At 67.8% G+C, this 18,847-nt stretch carries 22 protein-coding genes; 11 read left to right on the top strand and 11 right to left on the bottom strand.

What is annotated here, in order from left to right:
- Positions 1-17: 17 nt before the first annotated feature.
- A complete protein-coding gene (locus tag A6745_RS13985) occupies positions 18-959 on the top strand; it encodes a LysR substrate-binding domain-containing protein (RefSeq protein WP_066128029.1) in 942 nt (313 codons plus the stop codon).
- A gap of 64 nt (positions 960-1,023) precedes the next feature.
- Here the strand turns inward: A6745_RS13985 and A6745_RS13980 are convergent, their stop codons facing one another.
- Together A6745_RS13980 and A6745_RS13975 are read right to left on the bottom strand one after the other, a co-directional pair.
- The gene (locus tag A6745_RS13980; protein WP_269148903.1) at positions 1,024-1,419 is read right to left on the bottom strand and encodes a YbaN family protein; all 396 of its coding nucleotides are present in this window, start codon (positions 1,417-1,419) and stop codon (positions 1,024-1,026) included.
- A gap of 269 nt (positions 1,420-1,688) precedes the next feature.
- The gene (locus A6745_RS13975) at positions 1,689-2,153 is read right to left on the bottom strand and encodes a hypothetical protein (RefSeq protein ID WP_197488156.1); all 465 of its coding nucleotides are present in this window, start codon (positions 2,151-2,153) and stop codon (positions 1,689-1,691) included.
- A 405-nt stretch (positions 2,154-2,558) separates the two neighbouring features.
- Between A6745_RS13975 and A6745_RS13970 the strand changes: the two genes are divergently transcribed.
- From A6745_RS13970 to A6745_RS13945, 6 genes are all read left to right on the top strand, one after another.
- Positions 2,559-3,032 (top strand): YcxB family protein, encoded by a 474-nt coding sequence (locus A6745_RS13970; RefSeq protein WP_197488155.1) that lies wholly within the window; start codon positions 2,559-2,561, stop codon positions 3,030-3,032.
- 337 nt (positions 3,033-3,369) lie between these two features.
- Entirely contained in the window at positions 3,370-4,524 is a 1,155-nt protein-coding gene (locus A6745_RS13965; protein ID WP_066128023.1) for an ABC transporter substrate-binding protein, read from the top strand.
- Between the two features lie 187 nt (positions 4,525-4,711).
- Complete coding sequence (locus tag A6745_RS13960) at positions 4,712-5,593, top strand: branched-chain amino acid ABC transporter permease (RefSeq protein ID WP_066128021.1); 882 nt, start codon at positions 4,712-4,714, stop codon at positions 5,591-5,593.
- Between the two features lies 1 nt (position 5,594).
- The gene (locus A6745_RS13955; RefSeq protein ID WP_066128020.1) at positions 5,595-6,458 is read left to right on the top strand and encodes a branched-chain amino acid ABC transporter permease; all 864 of its coding nucleotides are present in this window, start codon (positions 5,595-5,597) and stop codon (positions 6,456-6,458) included.
- Positions 6,451-7,254 (top strand): ABC transporter ATP-binding protein, encoded by an 804-nt coding sequence (locus A6745_RS13950; protein WP_066128018.1) that lies wholly within the window; start codon positions 6,451-6,453, stop codon positions 7,252-7,254. The genes A6745_RS13955 and A6745_RS13950 overlap by 8 nt, the downstream gene beginning before the upstream one ends.
- A gap of 70 nt (positions 7,255-7,324) precedes the next feature.
- Positions 7,325-8,032 (top strand): ABC transporter ATP-binding protein, encoded by a 708-nt coding sequence (locus A6745_RS13945; protein WP_066128016.1) that lies wholly within the window; start codon positions 7,325-7,327, stop codon positions 8,030-8,032.
- A 140-nt stretch (positions 8,033-8,172) separates the two neighbouring features.
- On the opposite strand, the gene A6745_RS13940 is transcribed toward A6745_RS13945, so the two are convergent.
- Positions 8,173-9,105: a PaaI family thioesterase gene (locus tag A6745_RS13940; RefSeq protein WP_066128014.1), complete on the bottom strand. Its 933-nt coding sequence runs from the start codon at positions 9,103-9,105 to the stop codon at positions 8,173-8,175.
- A 198-nt stretch (positions 9,106-9,303) separates the two neighbouring features.
- Here A6745_RS13940 and A6745_RS13935 point away from each other — a divergent pair, with 198 nt between their 5' ends.
- Entirely contained in the window at positions 9,304-9,723 is a 420-nt protein-coding gene (locus tag A6745_RS13935) for a type III secretion system chaperone (RefSeq protein WP_231886001.1), read from the top strand.
- 104 nt (positions 9,724-9,827) lie between these two features.
- Here A6745_RS13935 and A6745_RS13930 read toward each other — a convergent pair whose 3' ends face one another.
- From A6745_RS13930 to sctW, 8 genes are all read right to left on the bottom strand, one after another.
- The gene (locus A6745_RS13930) at positions 9,828-10,094 is read right to left on the bottom strand and encodes an EscF/YscF/HrpA family type III secretion system needle major subunit (RefSeq protein WP_066128012.1); all 267 of its coding nucleotides are present in this window, start codon (positions 10,092-10,094) and stop codon (positions 9,828-9,830) included.
- Between the two features lie 9 nt (positions 10,095-10,103).
- Positions 10,104-10,379, bottom strand: coding sequence for a hypothetical protein (locus A6745_RS13925; protein WP_066128010.1), 276 nt, complete (start codon positions 10,377-10,379; stop codon positions 10,104-10,106).
- Between the two features lie 15 nt (positions 10,380-10,394).
- Complete coding sequence (gene sctD, locus A6745_RS13920; protein ID WP_082853059.1) at positions 10,395-11,684, bottom strand: type III secretion system inner membrane ring subunit SctD; 1,290 nt, start codon at positions 11,682-11,684, stop codon at positions 10,395-10,397.
- 96 nt (positions 11,685-11,780) lie between these two features.
- Entirely contained in the window at positions 11,781-13,874 is a 2,094-nt protein-coding gene (gene sctV / locus A6745_RS13915) for a type III secretion system export apparatus subunit SctV (protein ID WP_066128008.1), read from the bottom strand.
- 8 nt (positions 13,875-13,882) lie between these two features.
- A complete protein-coding gene (sctY, locus tag A6745_RS13910) occupies positions 13,883-14,269 on the bottom strand; it encodes a type III secretion apparatus assembly chaperone SctY (protein WP_066128006.1) in 387 nt (128 codons plus the stop codon).
- Complete coding sequence (gene sctX / locus A6745_RS13905) at positions 14,266-14,673, bottom strand: type III secretion apparatus assembly protein SctX (protein WP_066128004.1); 408 nt, start codon at positions 14,671-14,673, stop codon at positions 14,266-14,268. Before sctX ends, sctY begins: the two co-directional genes overlap by 4 nt.
- A gap of 20 nt (positions 14,674-14,693) precedes the next feature.
- Positions 14,694-15,086, bottom strand: a complete 393-nt coding sequence (locus tag A6745_RS13900; protein ID WP_066128002.1) for a type III secretion system chaperone family protein — start codon at positions 15,084-15,086, stop codon at positions 14,694-14,696.
- Complete coding sequence (gene sctW, locus A6745_RS13895; RefSeq protein WP_231886000.1) at positions 15,083-16,219, bottom strand: type III secretion system gatekeeper subunit SctW; 1,137 nt, start codon at positions 16,217-16,219, stop codon at positions 15,083-15,085. Before sctW ends, A6745_RS13900 begins: the two co-directional genes overlap by 4 nt.
- Positions 16,220-16,403: 184 nt before the next feature.
- Between sctW and A6745_RS13890 the strand changes: the two genes are divergently transcribed.
- The 3 genes from A6745_RS13890 to A6745_RS13880 all read left to right on the top strand — a co-directional run bounded on the left by A6745_RS13890 (position 16,404) and on the right by A6745_RS13880 (position 18,844).
- Positions 16,404-17,255 (top strand): hypothetical protein, encoded by an 852-nt coding sequence (locus A6745_RS13890; RefSeq protein WP_231885999.1) that lies wholly within the window; start codon positions 16,404-16,406, stop codon positions 17,253-17,255.
- Positions 17,256-17,386: 131 nt separating this feature from the next.
- A complete protein-coding gene (locus A6745_RS13885; RefSeq protein ID WP_066128000.1) occupies positions 17,387-18,010 on the top strand; it encodes a hypothetical protein in 624 nt (207 codons plus the stop codon).
- 210 nt (positions 18,011-18,220) lie between these two features.
- Positions 18,221-18,844: a hypothetical protein gene (locus A6745_RS13880; RefSeq protein ID WP_066127998.1), complete on the top strand. Its 624-nt coding sequence runs from the start codon at positions 18,221-18,223 to the stop codon at positions 18,842-18,844.
- Positions 18,845-18,847 lie beyond the last annotated feature (3 nt).

Genomic DNA, 18,847 nt, shown 5'->3' with positions numbered 1-18,847 from the left:
TGAGTTAAATTGCACGCATGTCATTGCCTTCCACCCGAACGCCGCCCCTGGCGGCGCTGCGCGCCTTCGAGGCCGTGGCCCGCCTGGGCAGCCTGAGCCGCGCCGCGGCCGAGCTGAACGTGACCAAGAGCGCGGTCAGCCATCAACTGCGCGCGCTGGAGGCCGACCTGGGCGTGGCGTTGCTGCGCCGTGGCGGCACCACGCGGCGGGCCGAACCCACCGAGGCCGGCGCCGATCTGCTGGCATCCGTGCAACAGGCCTTGACCCTGCTGGCCACCGCCTGCGGCAACGTCCGCGCCGCGGCCCGGGGGCGGCGGCCCAGCCGCCTGAACATCTCGGCCAACCCCTCGCTGGCCGCGCTGTGGCTGGCGCCGCGCATCGGCCGCTTCATCGAGGCGCATCCCGGGATCGAGGTGCAGGTCTATCTGCACGCCAACCAGGATCCGGCCTGGATCGAGCAGGATATCGACCTGGCCTTCCTGCACATGCGCGCGGAGGGACCCCACCGGCGGCCGGAACCCGGCGACATCCCCCTGATGGCGGAAAGCGTGGTGCCCGTGTGCAGCCCCTCGCTGGTGCCCGAAGGCCAGCGCGCCGATCCCGCCGTCTTCACGCGCCATCGCTGGCTGGAAGAGAAGCACGTGGCCAGCCCGGAGACGCGCTGGCGGACCTGGCACGAGCGGCTGGGGCTGGCCCCGCGCGACTGGCAGGATCCGCTGGTGCTCAGTGGCCTGAGCACGGTGGTGTCGGCCGCCGTGGCGGGCGTGGGCATCGCACTGGGCCGCCTGCCGCTGATCGACGACGAGATCGCGCGCGGCGGGCTGGTGCCGCTGGCGCCCGGGCTGTGCCTGCCGGGATCATGGGGGTACGTGATGCGGATGCGGCCGCATCGCACGCATGATGCCGCGCTGCCCACGCTGGTCGAGTTCCTGCTGGGCGAGGCGCAGGCGCCTGCCTGACGCACGAGGCCAGGCCCGGGCGGCATGAGGCCCATGTCGGCGCGTGCTCTTCCTGCATCCCGGCTTAGGCGCCGGGCGGATCGCCCGCATCGCCAGGCGGGCGCGGCGCGGGGCGCGACAGCACCCACGCCGCGCTGGCGGCCATGCCCGCGCCGACCAGCACCGCCAGCGGCCAAGAGGGATGCGCGCTCCAGAAAAAGAGGCCATAGCCCGCCGCCATGCCGGCCGATGCGCATGCCTTGCCCTTGCGGCTGATGGCGCCTTGCTCCCGCCATTGCCGCAGGGACGCGCCGAACCTGGGGTGGTCCAGCAGCCAGGCTTCCAGCCTGGGAGACGAGCGCGCGAAGCAGCCCGCCGCCATGATCAGGAAAATGGTCGTGGGCATGACGGGCAGCAGCGCGCCGATCACGCCCAGCGCGACCATGGTCCAGCCCAGGACGGCCCATGCCAGCCGCTTTATGGCCGGACTCCGGCGGTGCGAGGCCGTGTCGCGGCGGCGGTCGCCAGGCGAGGAAGAGGACGGATGCGGTAAGCCATGTGCCAGAGCATAAGGCCTGCCGCATCCCCGGCGCGTTTCCTGCATCAGCGGTCTTGTCCGCCGGACACTTCGATGCGCTGGCATTCACCCCGGGGGGCGACGGATCGGGCGGCCCGGGCCCGCCGCGGTTTGCGCACCGCGCGCAGGATTCCGCTGGCGGGGCCTGCGCAATGGAGGCGGTCCCGTATCGGTCAATAGACCTTGACGCGCACCGCGGCGCCGGGCTTCGGCTCGAACGCGGGCACGGTGCGGTTCTTCAGCGCCTCGCCCTTGGCGCTCCACACCAGCGTCTCGGCCGGGAAGGACTCGTCGCGCGTCATCTTGTCGATCTGGGCCGCGATGACCTTGCCGGCGCCGTCCACTTCGGGGTTCCAGGTGAAGACGCCATATTGGCCGTACCACGCGGCGGGCGCATCGGCGTCCAGGCGGCGGTCCGGGCACATGACCAGGCCCTTGTCCAGCAGCACGCGCAGCGCGCCGACGGGCACCAGGTTCACGGTGGGCGTGGTGCGGTCCTTGCTGTGGCCCGGGCACACGTTGGCGCTGCGGGACACGGTGGTTTCGGCGACCTGGCGGTCGGATTGGGCAAACGCGGTGGATGCGGCGCACAGGGCGAAAGCGGCGGCAGTCCAGGCGAACATATTACGGCGGGTCATGCGTGGGCCTCCTGGTCGTCCATCATCGGACAGGTCGTGAAAACAAGGGAGCCGGCCCGGGCGCTGCCCGTCCGGGCCGAGGAAGCCGGACGCCTGCCTGGCGAAACGGGCGATCGCCACCGGGAAGACGGCGGACCACACGGGCGCGGCAGGAAAGGCGAGGACGGATCCTGTCATTCCGCACACACCGGCATGGATGCGCTTACCTGGCTCTTGCGTGCGCCGATGGTATCAGCCACGAAGTCTCGCCGACTGTTACAGGTGCGACAGGACGAATACGTGAGAATCGCTGGCCACTGGGAGGGTCTGGACGTGCGGTTCACTTATCGATACGAGCGGGGCGATTTCGTTCACGCCTGCATAGCCTTGGCGCGGCCGTCGCCGCCAAGGCGGCTGGCCTGGTGCGTGATCTGGCTCGTCTGCATGGTCGGCTTCATGATGTGGGACCTCGAGCCCCATCAGCGCATGCCGGCGCTGCACCTGCTGGCCACGGGGCAGTTTCCCTGGCAGGGCTATGCGATCCTGGTGACGTGCCTGCTGTTGCTCTGGTTCCGCGCCGAGGTATTCGGCTGGCTGTTCTGCGCGCCGGTCTACGGGCGCAGCGCGTTGGCGGGCCAGGATGTCGCGCTCGAACTCGACGACGCCGGCTTATGGGCGGGCAATGACCAGGTCAACTCGCGTGTCAGTTGGTCCGGCGTGAAGCGCATCATCGAGACGCCCAAGCTCGTGCTGTTCGTGGTGTCCAAGCGCGAGGGCGTATTGCTGCCACGCCGCGCCATCGCGTCCGACACCCGGTACCGGGAAATGTTGGCCCTCGCCCACGCCAGGCTGGACGCGGCGCGCGCCGATTCCGCTTCGGTGGCCGGCCGCCTGGCCTGAACGGCGCCATTCGCGGTTGCCGAGGCCGGCATGGGCAACGGATGCCTTGTCAGCCGTACCCGGACACGGTGATCACGGCCTGCGGCAGGGTCCCGCCGCAGGCCGCGCCGGTGCCGGGCGGAATCTCTCGGTCACGTGTCTGACGGTGGGGTGCGGTGGGCGCGGCATTGCAGATGGCTTCCCGCAACGGTCCGCGGGGTTCTTGTTTCGGTCGGCTACAAAAGGAGAGTAATATCACCCCTCCCGCAGCCTGGACCTCAGGGCCGGAAGCTGCACGCCACCGCTGCCGCGGCAGGTGAGAAAAATCCGAGACACCCGTTATTCAAAGGACGCTTTCATGAGATCCATGACCAAACTCGCCCTGGCCCTGGCGGCCTTCGGCGCCATGGGCGCCGCGCAGGCTGCCGACATCAAGCTGGGTGTGGCCGAGGCCCTGTCGGGCGGCGCCGCCCAGTACGGCATTTCGATCCGCAACGGCTTCCAGTTGGCCGCTGAAGAGCTGAACGCCGCCGGCGGCATCAACGGCGACAAGCTGGTGCTGCTGGTCGAAGACGAGCAAGGCAAGAAAGAAGAAGCCATCAACGTCTTCAAGAAGCTGATCTTCCAGGACAAGGTCCTGATGGTGTTCGGCCCCACGCTGTCGAACTCGGCCCAGGCCGCCGACCCGATCGCCCAGGCCGCCAAGACCGTGGCCTTCGGCACGTCCAACACCGCCGACGGAATCACGTCCATCGGCAACTACATCTTCCGCAACTCGGTCACCGAAGCCGACATGCTGCCGGCCACCATCGGCACCGCGCGCAGCAAGATGGGCCTGAAGAACGTCGCCGTGCTTTATGGCAACGACGACATGTTCACCAAGAGCGGCTACGACAACTTCAAGAAGGCGCTGGAAGACCTGAAGGTTCCGGTCACCACCACCGAAACCTTCGCCAAGGGCGACGTCGACTTCAAGGCCCAACTGACCAAGATCAAGGGCACCAACCCCGACGCCATCGTGCTGTCGGCCCTGCTGGCCGAAGGCGGCCCGATCATGGTGCAGGCCCGCCAACTGGGCATGAACATCCCGGTCATCGGCGGCAACGGCATGAACTCGGTCAAGATTTTCGACCTGGCTCCTGGCGGCGCCTCGAACAACCTGTGGGTGGGCAGCCCCTGGTCGATCGAGAACAAGACCGCCGAGAACACCAAGTTCATCGATTCCTACACCAAGAAGTACGGCGCCGCGCCTGACCAGTTCTCGGCCCAGGCCTACGACGCCATGTACGTCGTCAGCCAGGCGCTGAAGAAGATCAAGCTGTCGGGTGACCTGGCCAAGGACCGCACCGCGCTGCGCGATGCGCTGCCCGACGTGAAGTGGACCGGCGCGACTGGCGCGTTCCAGTTCCGCCAGGCCATGGACCGCACCGGCAAGAACCCCGCGGGCTACGATGCCCAGCAGGCGCCGATCGTGATGGTCACCAAGGATGGCAAGTACGCCATCGAGAAGTAAGCACTATCCCACGACCCCCCGCTGCCGGACGGCGGGGGGCCAATATCTGGGGCGGCGGCAGTGCCGCCCTGCGGCTTTTCGTGACGCCCTGCCGCGCGATGGCAAAAAACACCTTGCTGGGGTGTAGCGCGCCAGCGAGAGGTTGGGGGCGCCGATTCCCGGCCGCTGTTTTTCCTCCGGATTTCCCATGCTCGAACAACAATTCGTCAACGCCCTGTCGCTGGGCTGCGTGTACGCGCTGTTCGCGCTCGGTTTCACGCTGGTCTTCGGCGTGCTGGGCGTCATCAACCTCGCGCACGGCGCGGTCTTCATGGTCGGCGCGTATGCCGCGCTGGTGGTCATCAGCCACGCGGGACTACCGTTGTGGGCCGGGCTCATCGCTGCCCTGGTGGTGGCCGGCCTGGTGGGCGCCCTGGTCGACTTCCTGGTCCTGAAGCCGCTGCGCAAGCGCAACGCGCCCCACCTGATTCCCATGATCGCCACCATCGGCGTGGCCATCATCCTGAACAACGGCGCACAAGCCATTTTCGGCGCAGGCAACCTGCGCTTCCCGATGGGCACGGTGCCGGAAGAGGTGCTGGAGATCGCGGGCCTGCACGTGACGGTGATCGAGCTGTGCATCATCGCGTTGTCGGTGCTGCTGATGGCCGCGCTGATGATCATCATGCGCCGCACGCAGTTCGGCCGCGCCATGCGCGCCGTGGCCGAGTCGCCCAAGGCGGCCTGGCTGCTGGGCATCGACGTCGAGAAGCTGTTCCTGATCACCTCGTTCGCGGCGGCTGGCCTGGGCGGCCTGGCGGGCGTGCTGATCGGCCTGTACTCGAACGCGCTGTTCCCGCTGATGGGCCAGCCGATGCTGCACAAGGGCATCGCGGTCATCATCCTGGGCGGCATGGGCGACATCCGGGGCGCCATGCTGGGCGGACTGTTCCTGGGCTTCGCCGAAGTGCTGTCGGTGGCCTACATCGGCTCGACGATGCGTGACGCCGTCGCGTTCGGCCTGCTGTTCCTCATCCTGCTGCTGCGCCCGCAAGGCCTGTTCGGCAAAGTCGCGCAACGGAAGGCATAACATGGATGGTTTTGAAAATTTCTGGGCCATCTACGGCAACCTGGTGCTCACGCTGGGCACCAATGCGCTGCTGGCGCTTTCCATCTGGCTGACGCTGACCTGCGGCATGCTGGCCATGGCCAACGCCGCCTTCATGGGCATCGGCGCCTACGCGGCGGCGCTGCTCACCATGAACTACGAGGCCTCGTTCCCGGCGGCGCTGGCCGGCGGCATGCTGGCCCCGGCGCTGGTGGCCGCGCTGATCGGCCTGCCGACCTTGCGCTTGTCCGGGGTGTACCTGGCGATGGCCACGCTGGGCTTCGGCGAGGTCGTGCGCGTCACCATCCTGAACACCGAGTCGCTGACCGGCGGGGCGCTGGGCCTGAACGGCATTCCGCAACTGACGCAGTGGTGGCACGTGGCGCTGGCCGTGGTCATCGTGCTGCTGGTGCTGTGGCGCGTGCGCCGCTCCAAGATCGGCCGCTCGTTCGACGCCATCCGCGGCGACGAAACCGCCGCGCAGCTGATGGGCATCGACATCCGTTCCAGCAAGATGCTGGCCTTCGTGGCGGGCGCCGCCATCGCCGGCCTGGCCGGCGCGCTGAACGCGCACCTGACCTTCTTCATCGGCCCCAACGAATACGGCTTCGACCGTGGCGTCGAGATCCTGACCATGGCCATCCTGGGCGGCATCGGCGGCCTGGCCGGTCCGGTCCTGGGGGCGTTCATCATCACCATCCTGCCGGAAATGCTGCGCGGTTTCGCCGATTTCCGCCTGGTGGTCAACGGATTGATCCTGGTGCTGATCGTGCTGTTCCTGCCGCAAGGCATCTGGGACCCGGCGCGCTTCTCGCGCTGGATGCGCAAGGGAGGCCGCAATGCTTGAGCTCAAGAACATCTCCAAGCGCTTCGGCGGCCTGCATGTGCTGCACGACGTCAACCTGAGCGTGCCGCAAGGCGCGATCTTCGGGCTGATCGGTCCCAACGGCGCGGGCAAGACCACGGTGTTCAACCTGATCACCGGCCTGCTCGACCCGACCAGCGGCGACATCGCGTTCGAAGGCGGCAACCTGCTGCGCCGCAAGCCGCATGACATCACGCGCATGGGCATCGCCCGCACGTTCCAGAACATCCGCCTGTTCAAGGAGATGACGCTGCTGGAGAACGTGGTGGTGGGATCGTACCGCCACATGGACTACGGTTTCGCCAGCCTGCTGCTGGGCCTGCCGAAGTACCGCCAGCACGAAGCCCGTGCCCGCGAGCGCGCGCTGGAACTGCTGTCGTGGATGAAGCTGGACCACAAGGCCAACGACCTGGCCGACAATCTGTCGTACGGCGAGCAGCGCCGCCTGGAGCTGGCGCGCGCGCTGGCCACCGAGCCGCGCCTGCTGCTGCTGGACGAGCCGGTGGCGGGCATGAACACCGGCGAGCGCGCCGAACTGATGCGCGAGATCCTGGCGATCCGCGACCGCGGCTACACCATCCTGATGATCGAGCACGACATGCGCTTCGTCATGGGGCTGTGCGAGCGCATCGCGGTGCTGAACTTCGGCAAGATCATTGCCTGCGGCGGTCCGGAAGACATCCGCAACAACGAACAGGTGATCGAGGCCTACCTGGGCCGCGAGGACGACGACGAGGAAGAGGCCGCGCACGCTGCCCAAACGGGAGAAGTGCGATGAGCATGCCGGGCCGCCCCAAGGGCGAATTCCCCCTCGGGGGGACGGCGCTCAGCCGCCAAGGGGGTACACAATGAGCATGCTCGAAGTTCAAGGGCTTGAGGTCCACTACGGCCACATCGAGGCCGTGCGCGGCATCGACCTGACGCTGGACGCCGGCGGCATCACCGCCCTGGTCGGCGCCAACGGCGCCGGCAAGTCGACCACGCTGCTGGCCCTGTCGGGCCTGCTGCCCAAGCGCGCCGGCCGCATCCGTTTCGAAGGCGAGGACATCACCGGCCTGGCGCCGCACGCCGTCGTGGCGCGCGGCATCGTGCAGGTGCCTGAAGGCCGCGCCATTCTCACCACGATGACGGTGCGCGAGAACCTCGAGCTGGGCGCCTACCGCCGCGGCCTGAAGGCCGCCGCCGCCGAGCTGGAGTACGTGCTGCACCTGTTCCCCCGCCTGAACGAGCGCCTGTCGGGCATCGCCGGCAACCTCTCGGGCGGCGAACAGCAGATGCTGGCGATCGGCCGCGCGCTGATGGCCAAGCCCCGCCTGCTGCTGCTGGACGAACCCTCGATGGGCCTGGCGCCCATCGTGGTACAGGAGATCTTCCGTTCGCTGCGGGCCATCAACGCCGATGGCCTGACGCTGTTCCTGGTCGAGCAGAACGTGCGCCAGGCGCTGAAGATCGCGCAGCGCGGCTACGTGCTGGAGAACGGCGCGATGGCCCTGTCGGGCGGCGGCCGCGAGCTGCTGGACCATCCTCGCGTGCTGGAGGCCTATCTGGGCGCTTGAGCGATACCGGCATCATCCAGACGGCCCTGCATGCAGGGCCGTTTGTTTTTGAGCGGGAGAATCCGCGCTGACAGCGAGCGGGGGCGGCCGGCCGCCATGTCGGGCGATGCAGGTGCCCGGCCCAGGCAGGCCTGGCAGAGTCACTCCTGCGTTGCCCTGCGCGACAGGTTTGCCACCGCGGCCAGCACCAGGCGTCCGTCCGCGTCCTTCACGTCGACCTTCACTACGGCGGTGGTGCCGCCCTGGTGCGCGATCTCGGCATCGGCGCGCAGCGCGGGCCCCGTGCCGGGGCGCACGTACCAGGTCGAGATGCCGACCATGTTCCAATCCTCGCCCAGCGCGGCCTGCGCGGTCTGCGCCGCCAGCGCGAAGGTCAGGCCGCCTTGCGTGTGGCCGACGCGGTTGCCCACCTGGGGGCCGTTCTTCAGGATGCCCGTGGCGCCGCCTTCGCGCGCCTGCGGCTGGATACCCCAGAACCGCTGCTCGAAGCCCGTGGCACCGGTTTCCAGCGCCTGGCGCGCGTGGTCGTAGATCTCGCGTTCGTGCGTATCCAGCATGTCGGGCGTCAGCACCTGCGGCTCGGCCGACACGCCGCGCTTGCGCAGCGGAATGGGGGGCAGGTCGTTGCGGTCGTCGAGCATCTGGAAGCTGCCGTGTACCGTGCACAGCGGCTGTCCGCCCGCCGTCAGTTCGGCGCGCGCCAGGCCTTGCTTGCGCGCCAGCCCATCGTGCAGGCCGTCGAAGTGGCTGGTGGCCGCCAGCGGACCGTGGCGCGGGACGCCGGTGAACTGCAGCGCCAGCGTGACCGTGGCCATGCGCATCGCATAGCCGGCATGCCCGCGCATGGCGATCGCCAGCGCGACGTCGGCCAGGATACAGACGGTCGCCATGCTGGCCTGGCCATCCGGGTCGGTGCAGTGCGGTCCGATCTCCAGCGACAGGCGCGCATCGCGGTCGCGCAGTTCGTCGAAGGACAGCTCCAGGAAGTTGCCGGGGAAATTCCAGCCGGGTTCGCGATTCAGGGTCAGGCCGCGCAGGACCTGGTTCAGGATGAGGGCACGGGTGTCGGACATGGGGCGCTGCGTGAAGGGTTCGAAATGAGCCCCCGCATTGTCACACCGTTGCGCCCTGATCGGCCCGGCGAGGAACTTGGTGGTAAAAGTGTCGAGGTGAAACAAATACATGCAATATTTGGACCGGGACGTACAATCGCTCCCACCGTTCTTTCCCCCCCGAGACGTTACGTGTCTGATCCGACCTTTGCGCGGATAGTGTCTGAATTTGGAGCTTCCCTGGGTATCGCCGGCCTGGCGCCGACCCCCGAGGGGGTCTGCCAGCTCGTCTTCGACCAGCGTCACGTGGTTCAGCTCATCCACATGGGCGCGCGGGGGCAGGTGCTGATCTCGTGCGCGCTGCCCGAGGCCCATGATGCCGGCGCCTGCGCCGAACTCATGGCCAAGGCCAATTTCATGCAGGCGGGCAGGGGAGCGGTGGCCTGTCTCGATCCCAAGGGCAAGGCGCACATGCAGGTTGCGCTGCCTCTGGTCGAATGCGGCGCGGCGAGCCTGCTGGGCGCGCTCGAAGCCCTGCTCGACCAGGCCGACGCCTGGGTCGAACGCCTGTCGCGCGAGGCCTCCCGTCCGGCGATGCCCTCGGCCTTCCATCCCGCGCTTTTCATGCAATCGGTGTAAGGCCTGCCCGCAGGCAAGCGAACCCTGCCGCGGCGAGGATTACCGAGTAACGGCCCGGCATTCTGCATGCCGGGCCGTTCTGCATCGCGCCAGGCGCGCGGCGATCAGGACGACTTCTGGATCACGCTCTTGAGCGAGTCCGAGATCGACTTGCTGATGGTGCTCTGCACCTCGACCATCATCGTCCACTGGCTGATCTGCTGCTGCATGGCCAGCATGTCGGCCTGCGACACGTTGCCGTCGGCATCGGTGCTGATGGTGGACAGCGTCTGGCGCAGGTTGGTTTCCTGCGTGCGGATGCTTTCGTAGACGGTGCTGTTGACGTTGTTGAAATTCAGGCCGGACGAGCCGGAAAGACCGTTGAGCGCCATGGATGGCTCCTAGCGAGGGGTGAAAGGGGAAGGTATCGAGGCGAACGGCGGCGGCGTGCTGGCCGTTGCCGTTTGCAGGGGATGGGAGGCAAGCACGGCCTGGGCCGCGGCGGCGGCCTCGGCGGCCGCCTGCCAGGCCGGGAACTGGTCGCGCGGCAGGCCCGCGGCGATGGCCGCGCGCAGCCGCGCCTCCAGCGCGGCGGCGCGGCTGGCCAGGGCGTCGCGCAGGGTCGCGCCGTCGGGGGCGGCCAGTTGGGCTTCGAGATCGGTCAGGGCGGTGGGCATGGGATGGGCACGGAATCAGCGCAGCACGATGGCCGGGCGAGGGCCTTCGAAAATCAGGCGCTTCGGTTCGACGGCGGTCAGGCGGTACTGCTTGTGCATGCCGCCGACCAGTAATTTACTGCCGTCTTCCAGTACGACATAGGGTTGCGGCCCGCCGACCACGCTGCGGATGCCGAACGGCACGCTGTCGGCGAACTGGCGGTCGGCGGCGGCCGGCTGGGCCAGCGCCACCACGTCCAGGTGCGTGGCGTTGAAGCTTTTCACCACGGCCTGCAGGCGGGACAACTGGTCGTCGTCCAGGCCGCCGGCGCCGGCTTCCAGGCGGTCGGTTTTCCAGGTGAGCGCGATCCCGGACAGGCCGGCTTCGGCCAGTCGGGCCGACAGGGCATCGGCGACGTCCGGCGCCAGCGCGATGTCGTTGCCCAGCACGGTCATGCCGGGCAACTGGGCACGCACGGCATCCAGCGCCGAGGCGCGCTCGCGCGCGCTAGCGGCGATGCCCAGGATGGTCATGCGGCCGTCGCCGTCGTAGCGCGGGGCGTAACGCACGCTGAAGGCCTTGAGGGTGGTGGCCGCGCTGGCGACGGCGGCGTCCTCGGCGCTGACGCGCAGGGCCGGCATGGGCCAGATCTGCGATAGCGCGGAAGCCACGCTGTCCTGCTCGGCGGCATTGCGGACCCAGCCGCTGACCAGCACGGTGCCGTCGCGCGACATCGCCACGTGCAGGCGCGAGGCCAGGCCCAGGCGTTCGAGCGCGGCGGTGATCTGGCCGATGGAGCGTTCGGCGGCCACGCGGGGATCGGGGCGTTCGACGGGCTTGGGCGTCGAGGGCAGCAGCCAGACCATGCCGATGGCGACCAGGATGGTCAGCACGACGGCGGCCAGGCCCAGCACGATGGGCCAGCTGTCGCGTTTGCGCGGCGGCGCGGCGGCGGGCCGGGCGGGGGCGGGGCCGGTTCCCGCGGCGCCGCTTCGGGGGCCGCGGGCGCCGAAGCCGCCGGGGCCGTGGCCGTGGCCGCGATCACGGCGGACGCCCCGGCATCGCCGTCGTTCGCGGCGATCGGCCCGGCCAGCCAGGGGTCGGCGCGCCTGGCCACCGTGACCCAGACGGGCCCCAGCGGCATGGGCTGGTTGAACGGCGTGGCGGGTTCGGCCTGGCCGGCGGGCGGCTCCTGGTCGGGCGCCAGGTCCCAGCCCTGCGGGCCGATGCGCAGGCGCGCGGCGCGCGCGCCCAGGCCGGTGTCGGCCAGCACCACGTCGCAGTCCGGATCCGATCCCAGCACCGCGCCATCCTCGGCCAGGCAACTGGCCTGGTGGTGCAGGCCGGACAGCACGCGCAGTTCCAGTGCGTCCTGCGCCGGCGCGTTCCGGGCCTGGCTCGGCGGATTCATCGCGCGGCCCTCACAGTTCCACCCGGGCCAGCGGCTGCACGTTGATTTCCTGCGTCAGTTCCTGGTAGGACAGCACGGGCAGTTCGTACAGGTCCTGCTCGATCATCTTGCGCAGATAGCGCCGGATGTCCATCGAGGTCAGCAGCACGGGCTTGCGCGTGGTGCCGGACAGGTCGCCCACGGCGCGCTTGATGTTCTCGACCAGCTTCTTGGTGGCCGAGGGGTCCAGCGCCAGGTAGCTGCCCGCCGAGGTCTGGCGGATGGCGCCCCGCACGGTTTCCTCCACGTTGGGCGCCAGCAGGTAGGCCGGCAGGATGTTCTGGCCGCTGGAATACTTGTAGCTGATGTGGCGCTTGAGCGAGACGCGCACGTATTCGGTCAGCAGGACCGAATCCTTTTCCTTCTGGCCCCATTCGATCAGCGATTCCAGCACCGCGCGCAGGTTGCGCACCGAAATGTCCTCGGACACCAGGCGCTGCATGATCTCCGCGATCTTCTGCACCGGCATCACGCGCAGCGCCTCCTTCACCAGGTCGGGATAGCGGTCTTCCATGGCCGACAGCAGGAAGCGCGTTTCCTGGATGCCGATGAAGTCCGACGAATACTTCTTCAGCACGAAGGCCAGGTGCCAGGTCAGGATCTGGTGCGCGTCCAGGTAGGGGATGCCCGCGGCCGACAGCGTGGGCGCCAGCCGGCTTTCGGTCCAGATGGTGGGCAGCCCGGGCAGGAAACGCTTGTCGGTCTCGTAGGGCACCTGCAGGGCCTGCAGGTTCTGCTCGGTGTCGCGGACCAGCACGCTGCCGGGCCGCAGCCTGCCCTGCGAAACCGGCACTTCGGACAGCAGGATGTGATAGCTGTCCTGCGGCAGGGTTTCGTTGAAACGCAGCTGGATGCCGGGGAAGGGCACGCCGAGGTCGAAATACAGGGCGCGGCGGATCTTCAGCAGTTCTTCGTTGAGCTCGCCCGCGTCGAAGTGCTGCTGCAGGTCCGCGGCCACGTCGATCATCAGCGGCAGGGTGGGAGCGAACTCGGCGCTGCCGTCGGTCCTGGGCTTGGCCGGCGGCTGCCGTCCGTCCGCCTGCAGGGCCGGGATTTCGGTGATCTCGCCCGTCTTCTCGTCCACCACCTTGCGGGTGCCGCGCATCAGCACGAAGCCGATCGAGCCCACCACCGCGGCCAGCGCCACGAACGTCAGCGTGGGCATGCCCGGGATCAGGCCCATGCCGACGGCGATGGCCGCGGCGATGAGCAGCGCGCGCGGCTGGGCCAGGATCTGGGCGCCGATGTCCTTGCCGACGTTGGACGGGCCGTCGCCGGTCTGCACGCGCGTGACGATGATGCCCGCGCAGATGGCGATGAACAGGGCCGGGATCTGTGCGATCAGGCCGTCGCCGATGGTCAGGATGGAGTAGACCTGCACCGCCTCGCCCGCGGACAGGCCGCGCTGCATGGTGCCGATCAGGATGCCGCCCAGCAGGTTCACCGACACGATGATCAGGCCGGCGATGGCATCGCCCTTGACGAATTTCATGGCGCCGTCCATGGCGCCGTACAACTGGCTTTCCTTCTCGACGACGGTGCGGCGCTTGCGCGCTTCGTCCATGTCGATGGTGCCGGCGCGCAGGTCGGCGTCGATGGACATCTGCTTGCCCGGCATGGCGTCCAGCGAGAAGCGCGCCGCCACTTCGGCCACGCGTTCGGCGCCCTTGGTGATGACCACGAACTGCACGATGGTGAGGATCAGGAACACCACCAGGCCGACGATCAGGTTGCCGCCGACCACGAAGTTGCCGAAGGTCTCGATGATGTGGCCCGCGTCGCCCTGCAGCAGGATCAGGCGGGTGGTGGCGATCGAGATGCCCAGGCGGAACAGCGTGGTGACCAGCAGCACCGACGGAAAGGACGAGAACGCCAGCGGCGAGGGCAGGTACATCGCGACCATCAGCAGCACGGCCGACAGGGTCATGTTGGCGCCGATCAGCACATCCACCAGCGCGGTGGGCAGCGGCAGGATCATCATGAAGATGATCGCGACGATCAGGACGGCCAGGACGATGTCGTTGCGGCTGGTGACGACGGCGACGGCGCGGTTGAGGGCTTGCATCGATGCCTTCAGCGTGGGGTGTTGGGGGCGGCGGCGTCAGCCGGCTGCCCGGGGCGGGACGCCCGCATGGCGACGTAGGCGCGCATGGCGGCGGCGGCTTCCGCGTGGCGTTCCAGCGCCAGCAGCGCCTGGGCGCGCACCAGGTGGAAGGCGGCGTCCATGCCGCCGCGCAGCGCCACGCGCTCGAGCGTGGCCAGGGCCGAGTCGGGCTTGCGGGCGCGCAACTGGGCCAGCGCCAGCGTGACCAGCTGGCGCGGCTCGGCCAGCTCCAGCGCCTCAAGGGCGGCCAGCAGCACGGCGGCCTTCTCGGGGCGGTCGTTTTCCAGGTAGATGTAGGCCAGCAGGCCCATCAGTTCGGCGCTGTCGGCGCCCAGGGTGGCGGTGGCGGCGTTCATCCCTGGTACAGCGTGCTTCGGTACATGGCGACCAGCTCGCGCAGGCCGGTTTCTTCTTTCAGCAGGCGCACGGCGCGGTTGAGCGCCTTGCTGCTGTCGTCGCCGTTCTGCTGCGCCTGCTCGGCGGCGGACGACAGCGCCCGCAGGGCCTCGGACAGGGCCTGCGAGAATTTGGCGGGAATCAGCAGGTCGCGGTTACCGACCGTGGGCTTGAGCACGCCGTCCAGGAAGTGGTCGATGTTGGGCGTTTCCAGCAACTGGCTGAGCTGCGCCTTGACGCCATCGGCCGAGGGCGGCAGGTCTTGCCGGTCGGGCAGTTGCCGGGCGCCGTTTTCCTTGCCGGCATAGACGATGTCGTCGATGCCTCGGTCGAAGGTCAGGCCGCTGATGCGCAGGTCGGACATGGTCGTTCTCGTCTGTCGGGTCAGTAGGCGTCGTCGCGCACGGCGTCATGCCAGCGCGCCAGGGTGTCCAACGCCTGGCGCAGGCGCAGCGGCGTGAATTCGTCTTCGGGCATGCGCACCAGCGCGACCAGGCGGCGCTGGCCGTCCTGCGATTCGCGCAGCGCGCACTGGATGGCCCAGTCTTCCATGCGGCTGTGGTGGGCGCGCTTCCAGGCGCGCACCAGCCAGGCGCCGGCATCATAAGCCAGCGGCAGCGACATGTAGACCAGCACCTTGCGGTCATGGGTGCGTTCGACGCCGGTCTGCCGTCCGGATTCGGACTGCAGCAGCGCCTGGCCGCGCGCGTCGAAGGACAGGTTGTCGAAACCGGCCTCTTCGCCGAACTGGCGCAGGGTGAGTTCCGGACTGCTCATTGCTGTTCTTCCTCGTCGATGGCAATGTCCAGCGCGGCTTGCGAGGCATTGATGAGGGATTGCCGGGTGTCGGCATCCGGGAATATCTGGACGGGCAGTTCGCGCAGCATGCCCTTGACGGCGGCATGGAACTGGACGCGGGCCTCGATGGAGGTGGCGCCGTGCTGCATGCCCAGGCTGGTGAAGCGCGACTCCGACACCCATTTTTCGTTGGTGACGGCGACCAGGTCGCGCATCAGGCGGGTGGCGTCCAGCCGCCGCCCCGTGGTTTCCTTCAGCTTGTCCGCCAGTTCCTCGCAGTTTTCCAGCACGGTGGCGGCCACTTCCAGGTGGTAGAGGTCGCTGACCAGCGCCTGCAGGCGGTTGGCGTCGGTGGACGGGCGGGTGGCCGCCAGGTCGTGGCCCAGCGCGGCGGTCAACTGCTTCAGGCCGCGTGCGACGTCTTCGCCGCCGAAGCGCTCCAGCGCCAGGTCCAGCGTCTTGGCCAGGGTCTGTTCGCCCAGCACCAGATCGCGGTAAGTGCTTTGGAAGCGCTGTATTTCGGCGGCGTCGTGACCGAACTCCGCGGCGCTCTTCAGGCTGTTCAGCCCGGCCCGGATCTCGGGGCCGCTTTCGATCTCCATGTCGGCCAGCGCGTCGCGGATGGCCTCCAGCAGGGTGGAATCGGCGCCTTCCTTTTCCCCTTCGCGCAGCGCGTATTGCAGGCCCAGGTACTGCTGCGAGATGTCGCCGAAGGCCTGTCCGGCCAACTGGCGTGGCGATCCCCCGCCGGAAATGAGTTTCTTGACCAGCTCGTGCAGTTTCTCCTGCACGTCGCCGTCCTGGTTCTGGTCCAGCGCGTCGACGATTTCGCTGGTGTCCATCAGTTCCAGCGGCCGGTCGCCCTTCACCTTGCGGTCGGCGTGGTGCTTGTCCTCGGTCTTCTCGGCCATGTGCAGGCTGAGTTCCTCGGCCGAGTCGGCCAGCGAGAACTCGCCTTCCACGACCTGGGTGGCCTCGCCCATGAGCAGGCCCGCGTGCGCCTGCGCCTGGCCGGCATTGGCCTGCGAGGTCAGTGAGGAGAATCCTTGGGAGAGCTGTCCGTCGATGCGATTCATGGTCGAGGCGGGCGTGGGGGCGGCGTGCCCGGTCATGCGGTAGTAACGCCCGGGACGGAATGGTTCCGTCCAACCGGAGAAAAAGCATCGGAAGGCGGGAAATCCGGATGGAACTGTTCCCCGGGGGGCGTTACTCAACCGTCGTGCGTTGCCGGATCGGTCCGCAGGATCCGGGTCCGTGGCGCTTTCTTCTTCCTCGCGTGCATACAAGGATTCGAACATGAGCAACTTCGCCGTCGGTGGCGCCGGACAGGTCGGCAGCATCAACCTGTCGTCCATGGATCTCGAAACCGCCCTGCTGGCCGTGCAGAGCCAGCGCAGCGAACTGCTGGAAAGCTCATTGCGCTCCCAGATGGAATCGGTGAATGCGAGAAATCAGCAGATCGCCGATCTTAATAACAAAATCTCGGCAAATCAGACTCAGGCCAACGAGCTGGACGCACAGAATGCGCAGCTCACCGCCGACAATGCCGCCGCGAAATCGCAGATCGGCGCGCTGGAAAGCCAGTCGGTCTCGCTCGACACGCAGATCGCCGGCCTGAAAGACCTGCAATCGCGGCTGGCTGCCAGCAAATGCCCGGACCCCGAAGGTTTTTACGGCCTGTCGTGGGGGCAAGGCGACAACGCCGCCCAATCGCACCAGACGCTGCAGCAGGTGCGGGACGCTGGCCTGACCGTGCCTGCCGGCGCCGACGCGCCGCGGGATGTGGACCGGAACGGCACCATGGACGCCAAGGGACGCGTGGTGCAGGGCTGGGTGAATGAGCTGAACGGCAAGATCAGCGCCCTGGAAAGCCAGAAGGCGGCGGCCAATAGCCAGGCGGCCACGCTGACGCAGACCATCGCCAGCAACGAAGCCACCATCACCAGCAACACCACCCAGGCCAAGGAGCTGCGCGCCGGCATGGACGACATGAAGCGCCAGGTCGACGGCCTGAGCAACGCCCAGCAGATGGACATGCTGCGCCTGCAAAGCCTGACCAACAAGAGAAACGAAGCCTTCGACGTGATGACCAACTTCGTCAAGAAGATGCAGGACAGCCGTTCCAGCATCATCGGCAATATGCGCTGACCTGCCGCGCGGGTGGTTTTCCGGGCTGGCGCGGCCACGCGCGGCCCGCAGGGAACCGGAACCGCGCCACCGTTACTCATCAGGCAATTCCCGGGGGCACGTCGCCGCCGAATCGTAAAGCGAGATCCACCATGAGCACCTCCGGCATCGGCAGCAACATGCAGGTATTGAACGTCGACATTTCGTCGATGGACCTCGAAACCGCCCTGATGGCCGTGCAGGGGGAGCGCACCCGCCTGCTGGACGCCCAGCTGGCCGACCAGATCAAGGCGGTGCAGGGCCGCAACGACCAGATCGCCAAGCTGAACAACGTGCTCAGCGGCCTGACCCAGGCGCAGGGCCTGTTCCCCAGCGACGCCAAGGCCACCGACAACCTGGACAGCACCGGCGACGGCGCCTGGCGCAAGGACCAGAGCTGGCCGCTGGAGCGCCAGGTCAATACGGCGCTGATCGAGGCCGGCATGACCTCGCCGGGTCTGCAGACGGTCGGGCCCGCCCTGACCAACAGCGTCGACGAGAACGGCAACGCCGTGATGCTGGACGGCGGCATCCGTGGTTTCACGACCAAGGGCGACCTGGAGGCGATGATCACCAAGGTAAAGGGCATGATCGACGGCGAGAGCAATTCCCAGCAGATGGACATGCTGCGCCTGCAAAGCATGTCGAACAAGCGCAACGAAGCCTTCGACGTGATGACCAACTTCGTCAAGAAAATGCAGGACAGCCGCTCCAGCATCATCGGCAACATGCGTTGACGGCGGCGGAGCCGGCCTGACGGGCGGCACGTATCGCATCCGCCGCCCGTAAAAAGTGCGCCGCCCGCAGGGAACCCGAAGCATGCGGTTGTTACTCACCAGACAGTTCCGGGGCGCCGGCCCTGATTCCACCCAGCCGGCCCCCTTGCAGCCAAGACCCGACCGCGCCCCGAGCGCGAACCCGACCTCACAAGACAGCGAGATCAACTCATGAGCACTTCCGGCATCAATCCCAACATGATGGTTTCCAACATCGATATCTCAAGCATGGATATCGAGACGGCCCTGATGACGGTGCAAAGTGAGCGCACCCGCCTGCTGGATGCCCAACTGGCTGACCAGATCAAGGCCGTGCAGAACCGCAACGACCAGATCGCCAAGCTGAACAACGTGCTCAGCACCCTGACCAAGGCCCAGTCGCAGTTCAACTCCGACGCCAAGGCCGGCGACACCATCGGCGGCTGGGACAGCGCAAAGATCTCGAGCATCGAGGTGCCCCTGAACGATGCCGTCCAGGAAGCCGGCCTCTCCGACCTGGGTTTCACCAGCCGCACCGGCCAGCGCACCCCCGATGCGGGCGAGACCAAGGACGGCAACGAAGGCAAGCTGATCACCGGCACCGCCGTCTTCGCCGGCGGCACCACCAAGGGCGAGATCGACGCCGCCATCACCAAGATCAAGGGCCTGATCGACGGTGAAAGCAACTCGCAGCAGATGGACATGCTGCGCCTGCAAAGCATGTCGAACAAGCGCAACGAAGCGTTCGACGTGATGACCAACTTCGTCAAGAAGATGCAGGACAGCCGCTCCAGCATCATCGGCAACATGCGTTGAGCC

Source organism: Bordetella ansorpii (assembly GCF_900078705.1).
Classification (GTDB): domain Bacteria; phylum Pseudomonadota; class Gammaproteobacteria; order Burkholderiales; family Burkholderiaceae_B; genus Bordetella; species Bordetella ansorpii_A.
This window is presented reverse-complemented; position numbering and strand designations above follow the sequence as displayed.

Excerpts from the sequence above, each read along its gene's own strand:
- sctV (WP_066128008.1), bottom strand. The coding sequence starts at position 13,874 with ATGCAAGCCCTCAACCGCGCCGTCGCCGTCGTCACCAGCCGCAACGAC.
- sctW (WP_231886000.1), bottom strand. The coding sequence starts at position 16,219 with ATGACCGGGCACGCCGCCCCCACGCCCGCCTCGACCATGAATCGCATC.
- sctX (WP_066128004.1), bottom strand. The coding sequence starts at position 14,673 with ATGTCCGACCTGCGCATCAGCGGCCTGACCTTCGACCGAGGCATCGAC.
- A6745_RS13900 (WP_066128002.1), bottom strand. The coding sequence starts at position 15,086 with ATGAGCAGTCCGGAACTCACCCTGCGCCAGTTCGGCGAAGAGGCCGGT.
- A6745_RS13985 (WP_066128029.1), top strand. The coding sequence starts at position 18 with ATGTCATTGCCTTCCACCCGAACGCCGCCCCTGGCGGCGCTGCGCGCC.
- A6745_RS13930 (WP_066128012.1), bottom strand. The coding sequence starts at position 10,094 with ATGGCGCTCAACGGTCTTTCCGGCTCGTCCGGCCTGAATTTCAACAAC.
- A6745_RS13955 (WP_066128020.1), top strand. The coding sequence starts at position 5,595 with ATGGATGGTTTTGAAAATTTCTGGGCCATCTACGGCAACCTGGTGCTC.
- A6745_RS13960 (WP_066128021.1), top strand. The coding sequence starts at position 4,712 with ATGCTCGAACAACAATTCGTCAACGCCCTGTCGCTGGGCTGCGTGTAC.
- A6745_RS13885 (WP_066128000.1), top strand. The coding sequence starts at position 17,387 with ATGAGCACCTCCGGCATCGGCAGCAACATGCAGGTATTGAACGTCGAC.
- A6745_RS13945 (WP_066128016.1), top strand. The coding sequence starts at position 7,325 with ATGAGCATGCTCGAAGTTCAAGGGCTTGAGGTCCACTACGGCCACATC.
- sctY (WP_066128006.1), bottom strand. The coding sequence starts at position 14,269 with ATGAACGCCGCCACCGCCACCCTGGGCGCCGACAGCGCCGAACTGATG.
- A6745_RS13925 (WP_066128010.1), bottom strand. The coding sequence starts at position 10,379 with ATGCCCACCGCCCTGACCGATCTCGAAGCCCAACTGGCCGCCCCCGAC.
- A6745_RS13940 (WP_066128014.1), bottom strand. The coding sequence starts at position 9,105 with ATGTCCGACACCCGTGCCCTCATCCTGAACCAGGTCCTGCGCGGCCTG.
- A6745_RS13880 (WP_066127998.1), top strand. The coding sequence starts at position 18,221 with ATGAGCACTTCCGGCATCAATCCCAACATGATGGTTTCCAACATCGAT.
- A6745_RS13890 (WP_231885999.1), top strand. The coding sequence starts at position 16,404 with ATGAGCAACTTCGCCGTCGGTGGCGCCGGACAGGTCGGCAGCATCAAC.
- A6745_RS13965 (WP_066128023.1), top strand. The coding sequence starts at position 3,370 with ATGAGATCCATGACCAAACTCGCCCTGGCCCTGGCGGCCTTCGGCGCC.
- A6745_RS13975 (WP_197488156.1), bottom strand. The coding sequence starts at position 2,153 with ATGACCCGCCGTAATATGTTCGCCTGGACTGCCGCCGCTTTCGCCCTG.
- A6745_RS13950 (WP_066128018.1), top strand. The coding sequence starts at position 6,451 with ATGCTTGAGCTCAAGAACATCTCCAAGCGCTTCGGCGGCCTGCATGTG.